The following is a 15,107-nucleotide window of genomic DNA, read 5'->3' as shown; positions in this document are numbered from 1 at the left end:
TGAAGCAAACTTCAGATTTATTTTAAAATTTCAGCAAAATTAAAGTTTTCCGTCGACATGGCTGCCTAAAATCCCTTTAACATCATATAAAACACAATTTTGTTTCTGCAACGATTTTAAATCGGTTGTTAGAAATTCTTTATGGGCAACCCCTAAAACCAAGGCGTCGAAAGTCTGCGAAGGCAATTTGGTTGTCGTTTCCAGCCCATACTCATGAAGGACTTCCTCAGGATTTATCCATGGGTCGTAAATGGTAACTTCTATCCCGTATTCTTTCAAAGCGGCAATGACATCTACGATTTTAGTGTTTCGGACATCAGGGCAATTTTCCTTGAAAGCAATCCCGAGCATCAGCAAATGCGCCCCGTTAATACTGATCCCTTTTTTGATCATCAGTTTTACAACCTGCGAAGCAACATATTCTCCCATACTGTCGTTAAGGCGCCTTCCGGCCAGGATAATTTCAGGGTGGTATCCCATTTCCTGGGCCTTTTGAGCCAGGTAGTACGGATCAACCCCAATGCAATGCCCGCCAACCAATCCGGGTTTAAACGGCAGGAAATTCCATTTTGTCCCGGCTGCTTCCAAAACATCCTGGGTATCGATATTCAGGATATTGAATATTTTAGATAATTCATTTACGAAGGCTATATTGATATCACGCTGTGAATTTTCAATCACTTTTGCCGCTTCCGCCACTTTGATGGTAGGCGCCAGATGTGTTCCGGCAGTAATAACCGATTTATATAGTTCGTTTACTTTTATACCAATTTCAGGAGTGGATCCTGAGGTCACTTTCAGGATTTTTTCGACAGTATGTTCCTTATCTCCCGGATTGATACGCTCGGGCGAATAACCTGCAAAGAAATCAACATTGAATTTCAATCCGCTCACCCGTTCCAGGACCGGCACGCATTCTTCTTCGGTTACACCAGGATATACCGTAGATTCGTAAATAACGATATCTCCTTTTTTTAGGATCTTCCCAACCGTTTCGCTCGATTTGTAAAGCGGGGTCAAATCCGGTTTGTTGTTCTTGTCTACCGGCGTGGGAACCGTCACTACATAATAATTGCAGTCTTTTATATCGTCAATGGAAGTAGAGCAGTACAAGCCTATTTCCGATGAGTTTTCATTTTTCAGAACCGATTGAAGCAAAGTGGCGCTGACTTCCAAAGTAGCATCCAAACCCGAATTGAGTTCCGCTACTCTTTTGGCATTAATATCAAAACCGACCACATCGTATTTTGTGGCAAATAACCTGGCTAACGGTAAGCCTACATATCCTAATCCTATAACTCCTATTTTCATTTTTTTATTTTAAATTATCCCAATACCACTGTACAGCTTCCCGTAATCCCTGCTGTAAAGAGAATTGTGGGTTATAACCTAATATTTTTCTTCCTTTATCTATACTGGCCAAAGAATGCGGGATATCTCCTGCTCTGTTAGGCCCGTAAATTATTTTTACATTGGCAATTTCTGGATCGAAAACAGCCAGCTCGTCCTGTAAATACCGAATCAGGTCGTTCAATGTCGTCCTGTCTCCATACGCCGTATTGAAAACCGTATTGACTGCTTCCGGATTTTGCGAAGTCATAGCCAGTTCGTTCATCTGGATCACATTGTCAATATAGGTAAAATCCCGTGAATAATTGCCGTCACCGTTAATAACAGGGCTTTCGTGCTTCATGAACTGCATTACGAATTTTGGGATCACCGCAGCGTAGGCGCCATTTGGGTCCTGTTTTCTTCCGAAGACGTTAAAATAACGCAAGCCAACGGTTTCGATACCATAGGTTTTACTGAAGATATCGGCATACAACTCGTTTACATATTTTGTAATGGCATAAGGGGAAAGCGGTTTTCCGATAATGCCCTCGACTTTAGGCAATGATTCGGAATCGCCATAGGTAGAAGAACTCGCCGCATACACGAATCGTTTCACATTGGCTTCTTTAGCTGCCGACAACATGTTCAGGAAACCGGAAACATTTACCTCGTTGGAAGTAATCGGATCTGCAATAGACCTCGGTACCGATCCTAATGCAGCCTGGTGCAATACATATTGAACGCCTTCGACCGCTTTTTTACAGTCTTCGTAATTCCTGATATCGCCCTCGATTAAGGTAAAATTCTCGTTACCCAATAAATGCTCAATGTTATGGCGGTGTCCTGTTGCAAAATTGTCCAGGCAAATAACCTTATAGTTTTTGTTTAAAAAATAGTCACACAGGTTCGAGCCGATAAAACCCGCCCCGCCTGTTATTAATATTGTACTCTTTATCTCCTGCATTAGCGATTTTTTTTGAATAGCCTTTCAAATAGCGCCCGTATTGGGTTTTCCGGTTTTTCGACTTCATGGTACCCATTCGAATAGTTTCCGTAACCATAACCATAGCCATAACCATAACCGTATTTCGCTTTTTGCTCGAAATCGTTAAATACGATGCTGATATTGTTTAGCTCTCCTCTTTTATGTTTGTTATTGACCAACGATAGCATTTCCTTTTTGGTCACATTCTGCCGCACTATATACAATGTTGCATCACAAAACGGCGTTAGTTCCAAGGCATCGGATACCAAACCGACAGGCGGCGTATCCAGGATAATGTAATCGTATTTTTCTTTCAGCTCGTCCAGCATCTCTTTCATGGTTTCGCCCATAATCAGCTCGGCAGGATTAGGAGGTATCGGCCCGGCCGGGATAAAATCCAGGTAAGGGATTGGAGTGGCTTGCGTTATTTCATCGAGTGTTTTCTGGCCAATCAGGTAGTTGACAGCCCCGATGGTATTTTCAATATTGAAATCATCAAAGATTTTTGGTTTTCTCAAATCAAGCCCGACAATAACGGTTTTCTTTTCGCTCAAGGCAAAAACGGTAGCGATGTTGATCGAACAGAACGATTTTCCTTCCCCACTTATGGAAGAAGTCAGCATCAGGGTCTTGGAACCTGCCTGCTGCCTTTTATACAAGAACTGCAATGAGGACCTTACTGCCCTGAAACTTTCGGCCAAAGCTGATTTAGGCTTCTCATACACAGACAGGTTGCCTCTTGTATTTTTCTTGCCTACAACACCCAGGATAGGGATTTTGGTCAGTTTAGTGATATCATCGGTATTTTTAATGGTATTGTCTATTATGGTAATTCCAAAAACCAATAAAAGCGGCACCAACAGTCCTAAAAACAAAGCCAACACATAGTTTACGCTTGTTTTCGGCCCCATGAGCCCACCGCCGGTATCCTTTGCAGAATCGATAAACTGGATATCCGATAAATTGGCAGCCCTTACAATATCTGCTTCGCTTCTTTTTTCCAGGAACGAATTGTATACATTTTTGTTTAAATCGTATTTCCTGTTGATTTTAACCAATTCCTGTTGTTGTTCCGGCAATCGCTTGATGGTATTTTCCGCAAACCCGATTTTCCTGTTAACCGCTGAAAGGTCATATTGGATCGCTCCTTTTGCCGAGGAGATATTCTCGAGCAATACTTTTTTAAGCGCTTCCATCTGCGAATCGAAGTCTTTGAATTTCTTATCGTTTTTAACCGCATAGGACATTTCCGAACGCTCGGCCGACAATGCCGTAAGCCTTGCCACATTGGCAACGATATTAGGATCATCAATCCCGGCTACTGATGGCGCAGGCAACTTTGAAAAATCAACACTGTTGACCAGGTAAGTTTTTAATGTATTGTAATAGGCCAGTTTGCGGTTGATCAGGTCTTTTTCAACATCGAGATCTGTAATCTGGCTGGTGTATTTTTCGCCGCCCAATTCGACTTCGAATATATTTTTGTCCTTACTGAAGTTTTTCAGTTCGTCTTCGGTATTTTTCAATTGGCCTTCCATCGCCACCAAAGTACTGTCGATAAAAGCAATGGTGTTGGTCGCGAACTGGTTCTTGGCTTGCAATTGCCTGCTGATGAGTTTTTTTACCGTCCCGTTAAGGTAATCTACCATACGGGCCTTGTTTGTCCCCTGCAGGTTCAGTTCCAGGATGGCGCCACCTTTTACATCCGTCTGGATATCGATGTCTTTGTATTTGTTTACGGTAGCATTAAAATCTGCAAACCGTACCATGTGGCTTGACCCGTCATAAAAACCGGGATTATCCGTGAGTTCCAGTTTCCAATGCAAAAAAGGCAATGACACTTGCTCCCCGATTTTGTATCGCTTCTTGAATTCGCCAACCACTACATTTGTCTTACTTTCTGTTTCGGTAGTATAATTAAGCAGTGCAACGGAAGGTTCCTCAAAATTGATGGTCATCTCATATTCATTCTGGCTTACAAACCGAATGTTGATAAGATGTCCTTTGAGCTGCGGCAGGTTTTTATTGATATTTACATAAAATGGCACTTCGCCGTAAGCGTCTTCAATATTGTATTTCCCTTGCCTTAAATATTCGATGAAATAATTCAGTTCCTTTACCACCATTTCATTGTGTGACCTGGATTTTATGGTCGTGGTCAGGGTTTGGACCTGGTCCGACGTTCCACCCCAGTTAAAAACCAAGCTGGTATTGGACGTGAAAAAAGGATTGTTTTCTTCTTTATAGGCAATGGTCGTAGAAACACCATATATTTTCTGTTTCCTGATATTTACCTGGTACGCAATAGTAAAAGCAATGATTAAGCTCACCAGGAACCAGCTCCAGTACCCTAGTATTTTTGTAAAAAAGGCTTTGAAATCAAAACTGTTTTGTGATTCGAAAAAAGAAAAGTCTTTTGTGTCAAGCATCAGATGAAATTATTTTTTTATCAAAAAATAGGTGGTTACCAATAGTGTAAAAGCACTTAAAATGGTTGTAAACGACTGTAGCCCGTTCACTCCGAAACCCCATGTTTTCTGCTTCAGGGGCTTAACATATATAAAATCGTTTGGCTGGATGTAATAATACGGCGATTTCATGACATCGGCATTGGTCAGATCCAACGAATGCATTTCGGTACCATGCGGATATTGCCGGATGACCATCACGTCCTTCCTGTTCCCTACAATTGTAATATCCCCGCTGTTTGCTATCGCTTCAAGGATTGTCACTTTATCCTGGTAGAGTGTCTTGGTCCCCGGGCTGCTTATTTCCCCATTAACGGTAAAGCGCATCCCGGCCAGTTTTACAGAAACGAAAATATCGGCTTCCTTGTTGAAATATTGGTCCAGCAGTTGCTTTTCGATTTTAATCCGGATCTCGTCCAATGTCAGTCCGATAACGGCTACTTCACCTAAAACCGGCACGCGTATATTGCCGTGGTCATCTACCGAAAACCCGTCAAAATACAACTTATCCTGCGTGACAGCCTGCGCGGCATTGCCTTGGGAAGTGTTGAACATTTCGACCAGTTTCTGATCAAGCGCTTTTATTTTTATGGTCAGGATATCATTTACCTGGACGCGATAGGGCTTTAAATTAATAGGCTCAACCGCTGACTGTTGTCCGGAATCGTTTGTTTTTTGCAGGTAAACCAGCTCTTTGTTCGATACGCACGATGTAATCAGAAAAAGAAAAACAACACCCAGAAAACTATATATTTTATTCATTTTTAGCAACAATTTTGGGAAACAAATATAGGTTTTTCATTTGCAAAAATAAAACCCTAAATCTATTTAATTCAATTAATTATTTTTGAAAGAATTCTCAAAAGGAATTCTATTTACAATACTTCTGCCAAGGGTTACCTCATCTGCATATTCGAGCTCGTCCCCTACCGAAATCCCTCTGGCAATCGAGGAAGTGGCCACTCCGGTTTCCTTGATCTGCTTATAGATGTAAAAATTTGTCGTGTCGCCTTCCATAGTGGAACTCAAGGCAAAAATAACTTCTTCCACGCCTCCCAATTTTACTTTCTCCACCAGCGATGTTATGTTCAATTGGCTCGGCCCGACACCATCAATAGGCGAAATCTTACCACCAAGAACGTGATAAATGCCTCTAAATTGCCCTGTATTTTCAATAGCCATCACATCGCGTACATCTTCGACCACGCAAACAATGGCATGGTTGCGGCTTTCGTTGCGGCAAATTTCACATACTTCCACATCTGAAATATTGTGGCAGCTTTTGCAGAATTTGATTTCTTCCCGCATTTTCAGCAGCGATTCGGCCAAAAAACTAACTTGTTCGTTAGGCTGTTTCAGCAAATGCAAAACCAACCGCAGGGCAGTCCTTTTTCCGATGCCCGGCAACTGGGACATTTCATTTACTGCGTTTTCCAATAATTTTGACGAAAATTCCATGGTACAAAAGTAGTTATTTAGATGGTTAGACACCTAGGTTTTTATATTTTAAAAAAGCCGCTGCCAAAGTTCTTTCCAAATAAACAAATGACCCGATATCCTGATGACGTTATTTTTTGTATTTTGGCACAACTAAAAATCTTATCCAAAATGACGCCAGCTGCCATCTTGTTACTTATCGTAATTTATTTCGGTTTATTGTTCTTTATTTCTCATGTTGTCAGCAAAAAAAACAGTGGTAACGATGCATTTTTCAAGGCCAATAAAAATTCCAAATGGTATTTGGTGGCTTTTGGGATGATCGGAACTGCCCTTTCGGGTGTGACATTTATTTCCGTACCGGGCGAAGTGGGCAATCCTGAACTTCAGTTTAAATATTTCCAGTTCATTTTAGGGAATGCCATCGGTTTTATCATTATCGCCAAAGTCCTTCTTCCGTTGTATTACAGGATGAACCTGACCTCTATATACAGTTATATCGAACATCGTTTAGGCGTAGTGAGTTACAAAACGGCAGCCACTATTTTCCTGATCAGCCGTACTATCGGTTCCGCTTTCAGGCTGTACCTGGTCGTTATTGTACTGCAGCGGTATGTTTTCGACCATTATAAAATCCCGTTTGCCGCTACTGTCCTGATTTCCCTGTTGCTTATTTTTGCCTACACCTACCGTGGCGGATTGAAAACAATCATCATTACCGATACCTTGCAGACTTTTTTCCTGGTATCGTCTGTATTTTTGACCATTTATTTTGTGTGCCAAAGCTTGGATTTGGGTATTTTTTCGGCATTTGAACAAGTCAAGAACAGTAATTATTCTAAGATTTTCTTTTTTGAAGATTACCTCAAGGCCAATTATGTCTGGAAACAGGTCCTGGGCGGGATTTTCGTAACAATCGCCATGGTCGGCCTGGACCAGGATTTGATGCAAAAGAACCTGAGCTGCGCGAATATTGGCGAAGCACAGAAAAACATGTTTACTTTTACCGGTATTTTTGTAATTATCAATATTTTCTTTTTGAGTGTGGGCGCTTTGTTGTATATGTATGCTGCCAAAAACGGTATCGAAGTCCCTACAGATTTGGTCACAGGCAAACCAAGGACAGATTTGCTGTTTCCTGAAATTGCCTTCCATCATTTGAGTTTATTCCCGGCTATCGTTTTCTTATTAGGGCTTACCGCCGCTACTTTTGCCACTACCGATTCGGCGCTGACGGCACTGACAACGTCCTTCTGCGTGGATTTCCTTGGGATGGATAAGGCGGAAAACCTCAACAAACCTAATATCGTACGGACCAGGCATTTTGTCCATATCGGTTTTTCACTCCTGATGTTTTTAGTGATACTGATTTTCAATATGGTGAACGACAGTTCGGTGGTGAGTATGATTTTTACGGTCGCGACCTATACGTACGGGCCGCTTTTGGGATTGTATGCCTTCGGGTTGTTTATGAAGTCCAAAACAGTTACTGACAAACTGGTTCCCGTGATTTGCGTGGTAGCGCCAATGCTGACTTTTATCCTTAATGACCATTCGGCAAAATGGTTTAACGGTTATGTTTTCTCGTATGAAATCATCATCGTTAACGGAATCATCACTTTTATCGGATTATTGCTTATTAGCAAACCTGCCACTTCTGAAACCAGGTTCTAGCCCTGATAGTAGTGGAAATCCTGTTAGTGCAAAAAAAGCCCAATTTTTAAAAACCAGGCTCCCTGCAATAACAGATTGTAACGATAGCAGGACACGAGCGAAGCGAACTGACGAAGTAACAGCTCCTAACTCTTTTAATATTGATTTGTAGCCAATAAAACCAAGGTACAGGCAACCTCTACCTGAATTCCGTTTGCCTTAAGCAACTGATAGAATTCCGGGTTTTCGGTACCGGGATTGAAAATGACACGTTTGGGTTTGGTTTCCAGGATGTAATTATAGTAATCGCGCTGTCGGACCGGGTTGAGATACAGCGTTACCGTATGGATATTGGCCAAAGGGATATTTTTTGTCCTTATCGTGACACCAGCCACTTCACCCGCATTCTGGCCTATGGCAATAACCGAATGGCCTTTTTCGACTAGTTTGTTGATGGCGATAAAAGCATAACGGTCCGGTTTTGTGGAAGCCCCAAGCACTACAGTTTTCTTATTCTTCATTTCTTTTATTCTTTTTACAAAAGTACTCAAAATTGCTGCTTTAAACTAAAATCTATATCTTTATAAATTATTGACAATTTCGTAATAGCCAATCGTATTCCAACTTATAATTTTGCAAAAAAACATGGAATTATTCATCTATCTCTTTTTCGCCTTATTTTCAGTATTAAATCCTATCGGGACAGTCCCTATTTTTGTGGGCCTTACACAGCACGACGACAAAAAGGAACGTTCGCGCATTTCGCTCTGGACTTCGATTAATGTGAGCATTATCCTTATCATTTCTTTCTTTATCGGCCAATATGTATTGTCTTTTTTCGGGATTACCATCAATGCGCTTAGGATTTCGGGAGGCATCATCATTGCCAGTTCGGGGTTTTCATTGCTTTCGGGAAAATTCAGCAAAAAGAAAGGGATCAACAAAAAAGTGACTACCGAAGTCCAAAGCCGTAACGATATTGCCCTGACTCCTTTGGCTATGCCTATGCTTGCCGGACCGGGATCCATATCGCTGCTTATTGCTTTTTACCAGGAACACCATGCGCCCAATGAAATGATTGTTTCTTCATTGGCGATCATTGCGGTATCTTTCGGGATATACCTGGTGTTAAGAAGTGCCCATTACCTGTCAAAATTATTAGGCGCTTCGGGAATTGTAGCCATTTCCAGGATTGTAGGCTTCCTGACCATTGCCATTGGAATCCAATACATTATCAGCTCTATCTTAAGTATTGTAAGAGGAATATAAATCGTATAAAAAAGCCCATCTTTAGGTAAAGACGGGCTTTTTTGCGTTTGTATGTTTCGTTTTTTATTCTTCCTCTTCCCTAGGCAGGAAAATTTCCGCCATCATGCAACGGGCACTTCCGCCACCGCAAGCTTCAATAGTGTCCAGGCTGGAACTGATGATAGTTACATGTTCTTCCAACTGGGCAATTTGCTTTTTGGTCAGGCTTTGATGCGCTGAAGCACTCATAACCAAATACCTTCTGTCGTTAGCGCCTTTAACCTCAAGCATATTCCCGGCGAAGTTATTCACTTGGTCTTCGGTAATCAGTACCACTTCTTTTTCATCTCCGCGCAAGCTGTCCAATACCATTTTACGTTCTTTTTTATCATCGATGCTATCGGCACAAATTACCGCGTAGGTTTCACCCAGGCACATCATGACATTGGTGTGGTAAATTAGTTTGCGTTCTCCGTTTACGGTTTGGAAGGCTTCAAAAATGACTGGCGTGAGTTCAAAATCTTCACAAAACTCGATAAACAGTTCTTCATCAGCTCTTGGTGAAAGGGCGCAATATGCTTTTCCGTTTTCCCTGTCCAAAAGCAAACTTCCGGTTCCTTCAAGGAATATCCCGTCTTCTTCGGCAGAAGTATAATCTACGATATTCTCAATCACAAAACCTTTGTCTTCCAGCAGGTCCAGGATTTCCTCACGGCGTTCCAATCTTCGGTTCTCGGCAAACATCGGATACAAAGCCACATCCCCGTTTTCATGGAATGAAATCCAGTTGTTCGGGAAAATGCTGTCCGGCGTATCCGGATCCAGCGTGTCATCAACCACGGTTACATCTACACCTACAGACCTGAGCTTTTCAACAAAAACATCAAATTCCTGTTGCGCTTTGGCATTTACTGTAGCAGGTGACAGTCCGTCCAATACTTTTTGGTAGTAATTATTTACAGCTGTTTGTTCGTTCATGCGGAAAGCCACCGGACGAATCATCAATATTGAATTTGTAGTTTGTTTCATTTTAGTATATTTAATACCCTTCAGTGGTGAAGCGGCAATTAATCTCTAATTAAAGGCAAGGTGGAACATCGTAACAGCCCTTCCTGTTTGGCGATTTCGGCATATGGGATTTCTTCAACGGTAAATCCGTTTTCGCGCAACCAATTGTTTAGCCTGGTGAAGTTTTTTTCGGAAACCACGACGTCTGCCGCAATGGAAAACACATTCGAATTCATGTGGTACATCTCATCCCTTGTAATATGGAACAGGTTGTCCTTACCAAAAAGATTCACTAAAAACATATAATCCGCTTCTTCACGGAAACCGCTTTTATAGATAATCCCTTTTCCGTTCCCTACCGGCTGGAAGCAACAATCCAGATGCAAAGCATTGTCCCTGGCTTCAATTTTGGATTTTACCAGGTCGAATTCCTTGACGATTTTATGAGGGAATAGGTTTTTGATGTACTCCACACCCTGCATATTGGTTCTGGCAGTTATGTAATCTTTATAATCACTTCCTTTGTAGGTTCCGATAAAAATATATTCGTTGTGCACAATTACATCTCCTCCTTCAATATGGACTTCCTCCGGAGGGCGGACTACTTTAACCGGGTCAATCTGGTCTATCACATATTGGATGGCGTCAAGTTCCCTTTCCCTGTCCGGCAGGATATTGGCTTTGATGAAAATATCATCGATCACGAATCCTATGTCGCGGGCAAAAATCTGGTTGTAATTCTCGATCATTTGAGGGCGGAAAACCGTAACGCCATATTTTTCAAATACGGTATTGAAGGCTTCCATTTCGGCAACCATATCGGCTTCTACCGGATAAGTTCCCGCCAGGATGTGCTCCAATGATTTTGGATCATATGCTTCGGCTGCGGAAGGCGTTGGCCCGTTATTTACGGCCGAACCCAACACTACGGCCCTTAATCTAGACGATTCGTTTTTAACATTTAATTGTAACATAAAATAGCTTTTGGCTTTTGTTTCTTGTCGGTTTCCTGACATTTTGTATGCAAGCAAAGATAAAAAAGCTTCCCGATTAGGAGAAGCTTTTCTTATATTTAATTGATTATTTACCTCTTATCCATTGGAGTGAATTCTCTCAACGGGTGTCCTGTATACACCTGGCGAGGACGACCGATTGGTTCTTTGTTAACACGCATTTCTTTCCATTGCGCGATCCATCCCGGAAGACGGCCAATAGCGAAAAGTACGGTAAACATATCGGTAGGGATTCCTAAAGCACGGTAAATGATCCCTGAATAGAAATCTACGTTCGGGTATAGTTTTCTGGACACGAAGTACTCGTCTACCAAAGCTGCTTCCTCAAGTCTTTTGGCAATTCCCAAGATCGGATCGTCAACTCCTAAAGTAGCCAATACTTCATCTGCGGCTTTTTTAATGATTTTCGCCCTAGGGTCAAAGTTTTTATATACCCTGTGACCGAAGCCCATCAAACGGAACGGATCGTCTTTGTCTTTGGCTTTAGCCAGGTATTTATCGGCATCTCCTCCGTTTTTCTGGATTTCTTCCAGCATTTCAAGCACTGCCTGGTTGGCTCCACCGTGAAGCGGCCCCCAAAGCGCAGAAACTCCTGCGGAAATAGAAGCGAACAAGCCAGCATGCGACGATCCTACGATTCTCACTGTAGAAGTCGAACAGTTTTGCTCATGGTCAGCGTGAAGGATGAACAATTTATCCAAAGCATCAACAACTACCGGGTTTACAGCATAAGGGCCTGTAGGCAACTCAAACATCAATCGCATGAAATTCTCTACATACCCTTTGGTGTTGTCATAATAATTCAATGGGTAACCCATGCATTTTCTGTAAGTCCAGGTAGCGATAACAAGGAATTTACCCATTGTTTTGCATACTGCTTCATACATTTCTTTTTCATTTTCAACATTGACAACTTTTGGGTTAAAAGCAGTCAGTGCACTGGTCAATGAAGATAAAACGCCCATCGGGTGAGCTGTTTTCGGGAAACCGTCGATGATGTTTTTCATCTCCTCGTTTACCAAAGTGTATTTCCTGATATCGGTTTCAAATTGCGCCAACTCTTGTTTGGTAGGCAATTCCCCGAAGATAACCAGGTAGGATACTTCCAGGAAATTTGCTTTTTCCGCTAAATCCTCGATAGCATAACCTCTGTAACGAAGGATCCCTTCCTCTCCATCAAGGAAAGTGATCTCACTTTGACATGATCCTGAATTTTTATAGCCCGGATCAAGCGTAATTGCGCCGGTTAAGGCACGTAATTTTTCTATATCGATAGCTGCTTCATTCTCGCTTCCTACTAAAACCGGAAACTCATACTTATTGCCATCAAATTCTAATATTGCTGTTTTTGACATAATATAATTTGGGAATTAATCTTAAAAAAATATAATGTAACAAATCTAATAAATTCTTCACCAAATAAAAAAATTTTGACGTAAGGTTTTAGTTAATTCTTTCAAAAAAGCACTTTATGCTGATAATGGCCTAAAATATGAAAAAGCCCAAAAGCAATGCTCTTGAGCCTTTTCCAACTTAAAACAAATTATTTACTTTCTAACTATTCTTTCTACTTGAGTTCCTTTTTCGGTAATGATCTTGACAAAATAAACCCCTGAAGCTCTTGAAGCCAGATCGATTGCCGTTTGTGTTTCGCCCGAAACCCTGGCCATCAACAGCCTTCCCTGCACATCGAAAAGCTGGACGCTCTGGATCGTGCTCAATGATTTTATATGAACCATATGATCGGTCGGGTTAGGGTAAACCGTTATTGGGTTGTCTAACGTATTTTCATCAATACCTAATGACTGAAAAGTCGTCCGGGCCACATTGGTTACAATCGGAGCGTTATAATCAAAGAATATATCGGCTTTGTTCTCTACTGCATCTCCATTTGCCAGGTTATCCCTTGTTTTGATTTTTAGCAGAATGTTCCCATGTCCTCCGTAACCCAAATTGATGTTCGGGAAGATGAATTCCGCCTTGTTTCCTGAAATCCTTGCCGTCACCGGGTGGGAACTATCTAAAACCTGTAGCGTTTTCTCGTCGTATTTATCGGTATCGATAATATCTTTTACCACGATATTTTCTGCCGGCGCTGTCCCTGTATTTTCAAAATTGATCACATAATGCAGGTACTCTCCTATTTTTATCGGCGAAATGCTTACGCCTTCTATACATATTTTGTCATTCGGATCAAAAGAACCTACAACCGTCTGATTGAACTGGAACAGGTTATCTGTCGTTGTTTCGTCTCCCGCCATCGGTAAAACAGTAGCTGTTAGTTGCAGGATATCGTTGATATTTACCGGGACAGATGCCGTAGGGCTGTTCACATGCATTGTAATGGTAATGCTTCTGGATTCGAAAGGCATCAGGTTGGCATAATCCCAGCTGATAGCACCCGGTCCTTGTGAAGCCGGAGTTTGTGAAGCCGAAACAAAATTCATCACATTCTGGTTGTACATAAAATTGATACCATAAGACTGTGCCATTACCTGGTTCCCTTTGTTTTTGTAGACTACTTTATAAACAGCGTCAAAACCAGGTCTTGCAGGTGTAATTGGCGCAATTACAATTTCCAGGTCAGGATGGATTCCGTTGGCCGTGATGCAAAAATATTCCGTTGCCGTATTGTTATTGTTATCCGGGAAGTTCACTAGGGCGCTCGGAGGCGAAAAAGTATAGAACGCCGGGTTCTCCACATCCGGGGTTAGGGTAAAATTACCGGCTTGTGTGTAAAAGATATAATCCCCAAACTCATTTACAAAAGCCGCTCCTTCATTTGTTCCGTCGTTGATTTTCACTTTAATGAACGATTGAGGCAAATCGGCCAGGTCGCATCCGTTATTGTTGGAATCGAAAATCATATTTCCTGAAATCGTATTGTAATTCCCTCCAGGAGTATAATTGCAATAAGTGGACACCAAAGAACCTGTATTGGCAAAGAAATAATTGAAGGTTTCGCCATCATCGTTACAGATGTATTGCATATTATCGGCAAGGCTGCTGGACATCAGGTCAATATCCTGGTTCAGGTACCCGTTTTTTAGGTTGATATGGTTAAGCCCCGTATTGTTATTGCATTCTATCTCATACAAATAAGCCTGTGGGATATTATTGATGTAAGGCATGTAAGCGACTGTGGATAAATCCAGTTCTGTCAATTGGTTATTCTGGACGTTTACCTTATACAAATGCGGAAGGTCCGTCAGTTGAACGCTTGTCAGCTGATTGTATCCCAAATTAAGGGTCGTCAGGAAATTTTTGTTTGAAAGTGAAAACGAAGTCATATTATTGAATCCGGCTTCTACGATCCAGAGATTCTGCAAGCTGCTAAGATCAAGGGACGTCACGCTGTTATGGGTTATCGTCAATGTCTGCAGGTTCGGGATAGTGGTCACGTCAATACCGGTCAGGGCATTGTTCTGTATCGAAAGCCCGGTTAACGCCGTACAGCCTACCGTACTTATAGAAGTCAGCCAGTTCTTGCTACAGTTGACAAACTTCAGGTTAGCCATTCCATCCAGGTTTAAAGTAGTCAAATGGTTGTCGCTGCAATATAGCGTCTGCAGGTTCGTAAAAGCTTCGATCCCCTGCAGGCTGGCAATGTGGTTCGTGGCACCGGTGCCTAATGTCGCCAATCTCAGGTAGATGATGTTTTGCGCTTCAGTTACCTGGATTTCCCCATCTCCGTTTGTATCGATGGTAGTATAAATGCCGGGAGTTGCGGAACTGTCAGGATTCACATTCGATCCTACATGCACCGCTGGGCTGGCCGATAACAGCCTTGCCTTAAAATTCGCATCGGGAATATTTACGATCTGGGCCTGGGCAATACCGGTTAGCAAAAAAAGCAAGAGTAGTATTTTTTTCATAATGATAAAGGTATTTTTTTGGGTTGGTTGTTTTTTTGTTTTGGTTCTCTGTTGTAAAAATAGAAACTTCAAAATGGTTTATTCCTGC

At 41.8% G+C, this 15,107-nt stretch carries 12 protein-coding genes; 2 read left to right on the top strand and 10 right to left on the bottom strand.

Annotated elements, in window-relative coordinates; genetic code table 11:
• Window positions 1-39 precede the first annotated feature (39 nt).
• From E4635_RS13250 to recR, 5 genes are all read right to left on the bottom strand, one after another.
• Entirely contained in the window at window positions 40-1,311 is a 1,272-nt protein-coding gene (locus tag E4635_RS13250; RefSeq protein ID WP_135527176.1) for a nucleotide sugar dehydrogenase, read from the bottom strand.
• Window positions 1,312-1,315: 4 nt separating this feature from the next.
• Entirely contained in the window at window positions 1,316-2,296 is a 981-nt protein-coding gene (locus E4635_RS13245; RefSeq protein ID WP_135527175.1) for an SDR family oxidoreductase, read from the bottom strand.
• Window positions 2,296-4,746, bottom strand: a complete 2,451-nt coding sequence (locus tag E4635_RS13240; protein ID WP_135527174.1) for a polysaccharide biosynthesis tyrosine autokinase — start codon at window positions 4,744-4,746, stop codon at window positions 2,296-2,298. Before E4635_RS13240 ends, E4635_RS13245 begins: the two co-directional genes overlap by 1 nt.
• 9 nt (window positions 4,747-4,755) lie before the next feature.
• Window positions 4,756-5,547 carry a polysaccharide biosynthesis/export family protein gene (locus tag E4635_RS13235; RefSeq protein WP_135527173.1) on the bottom strand — a complete coding sequence of 264 codons (792 nt, stop codon included), beginning with the start codon at window positions 5,545-5,547 and terminating at the stop codon, window positions 4,756-4,758.
• A gap of 75 nt (window positions 5,548-5,622) precedes the next feature.
• Window positions 5,623-6,243, bottom strand: coding sequence for a recombination mediator RecR (recR, locus tag E4635_RS13230; protein WP_135527172.1), 621 nt, complete (start codon window positions 6,241-6,243; stop codon window positions 5,623-5,625).
• A gap of 150 nt (window positions 6,244-6,393) precedes the next feature.
• On the opposite strand from recR, the gene E4635_RS13225 reads away from it, so the two are divergent.
• Complete coding sequence (locus tag E4635_RS13225) at window positions 6,394-7,896, top strand: sodium:solute symporter (RefSeq protein WP_135527253.1); 1,503 nt, start codon at window positions 6,394-6,396, stop codon at window positions 7,894-7,896.
• Window positions 7,897-8,030: 134 nt separating this feature from the next.
• Here the strand turns inward: E4635_RS13225 and E4635_RS13220 are convergent, their stop codons facing one another.
• Entirely contained in the window at window positions 8,031-8,396 is a 366-nt protein-coding gene (locus tag E4635_RS13220) for a CoA-binding protein (protein WP_135527171.1), read from the bottom strand.
• Between the two features lie 124 nt (window positions 8,397-8,520).
• Here E4635_RS13220 and E4635_RS13215 point away from each other — a divergent pair, with 124 nt between their 5' ends.
• Window positions 8,521-9,144: a MarC family NAAT transporter gene (locus E4635_RS13215; protein WP_135527170.1), complete on the top strand. Its 624-nt coding sequence runs from the start codon at window positions 8,521-8,523 to the stop codon at window positions 9,142-9,144.
• 63 nt (window positions 9,145-9,207) lie between these two features.
• On the opposite strand, the gene ctlX is transcribed toward E4635_RS13215, so the two are convergent.
• The 4 genes from ctlX to E4635_RS13195 all read right to left on the bottom strand — a co-directional run bounded on the left by ctlX (window position 9,208) and on the right by E4635_RS13195 (window position 15,019).
• The gene (ctlX, locus tag E4635_RS13210) at window positions 9,208-10,152 is read right to left on the bottom strand and encodes a citrulline utilization hydrolase CtlX (protein WP_135527169.1); all 945 of its coding nucleotides are present in this window, start codon (window positions 10,150-10,152) and stop codon (window positions 9,208-9,210) included.
• Window positions 10,153-10,190: 38 nt separating this feature from the next.
• Window positions 10,191-11,105 (bottom strand): dimethylarginine dimethylaminohydrolase family protein, encoded by a 915-nt coding sequence (locus tag E4635_RS13205; RefSeq protein WP_135527168.1) that lies wholly within the window; start codon window positions 11,103-11,105, stop codon window positions 10,191-10,193.
• A gap of 110 nt (window positions 11,106-11,215) precedes the next feature.
• Window positions 11,216-12,499 carry a citrate synthase gene (locus E4635_RS13200; RefSeq protein WP_135527167.1) on the bottom strand — a complete coding sequence of 428 codons (1,284 nt, stop codon included), beginning with the start codon at window positions 12,497-12,499 and terminating at the stop codon, window positions 11,216-11,218.
• A 192-nt stretch (window positions 12,500-12,691) separates the two neighbouring features.
• Window positions 12,692-15,019, bottom strand: coding sequence for a DUF7619 domain-containing protein (locus E4635_RS13195; RefSeq protein WP_135527166.1), 2,328 nt, complete (start codon window positions 15,017-15,019; stop codon window positions 12,692-12,694).
• Between the last annotated feature and the right edge of the window lie 88 nt (window positions 15,020-15,107).

Source organism: Flavobacterium humi (assembly GCF_004745595.1).
GTDB classification, from domain to species: Bacteria; Bacteroidota; Bacteroidia; order Flavobacteriales; family Flavobacteriaceae; genus Flavobacterium; species Flavobacterium humi.
This window is presented reverse-complemented; position numbering and strand designations above follow the sequence as displayed.

Excerpts from the sequence above, each read along its gene's own strand:
- E4635_RS13250 (WP_135527176.1), bottom strand. The coding sequence starts at position 1,311 with ATGAAAATAGGAGTTATAGGATTAGGATATGTAGGCTTACCGTTAGCC.
- E4635_RS13245 (WP_135527175.1), bottom strand. The coding sequence starts at position 2,296 with ATGCAGGAGATAAAGAGTACAATATTAATAACAGGCGGGGCGGGTTTT.
- E4635_RS13240 (WP_135527174.1), bottom strand. The coding sequence starts at position 4,746 with ATGCTTGACACAAAAGACTTTTCTTTTTTCGAATCACAAAACAGTTTT.
- E4635_RS13235 (WP_135527173.1), bottom strand. The coding sequence starts at position 5,547 with ATGAATAAAATATATAGTTTTCTGGGTGTTGTTTTTCTTTTTCTGATT.
- recR (WP_135527172.1), bottom strand. The coding sequence starts at position 6,243 with ATGGAATTTTCGTCAAAATTATTGGAAAACGCAGTAAATGAAATGTCC.
- E4635_RS13225 (WP_135527253.1), top strand. The coding sequence starts at position 6,394 with ATGACGCCAGCTGCCATCTTGTTACTTATCGTAATTTATTTCGGTTTA.
- E4635_RS13220 (WP_135527171.1), bottom strand. The coding sequence starts at position 8,396 with ATGAAGAATAAGAAAACTGTAGTGCTTGGGGCTTCCACAAAACCGGAC.
- E4635_RS13215 (WP_135527170.1), top strand. The coding sequence starts at position 8,521 with ATGGAATTATTCATCTATCTCTTTTTCGCCTTATTTTCAGTATTAAAT.
- ctlX (WP_135527169.1), bottom strand. The coding sequence starts at position 10,152 with ATGAAACAAACTACAAATTCAATATTGATGATTCGTCCGGTGGCTTTC.
- E4635_RS13205 (WP_135527168.1), bottom strand. The coding sequence starts at position 11,105 with ATGTTACAATTAAATGTTAAAAACGAATCGTCTAGATTAAGGGCCGTA.
- E4635_RS13200 (WP_135527167.1), bottom strand. The coding sequence starts at position 12,499 with ATGTCAAAAACAGCAATATTAGAATTTGATGGCAATAAGTATGAGTTT.
- E4635_RS13195 (WP_135527166.1), bottom strand. The coding sequence starts at position 15,019 with ATGAAAAAAATACTACTCTTGCTTTTTTTGCTAACCGGTATTGCCCAG.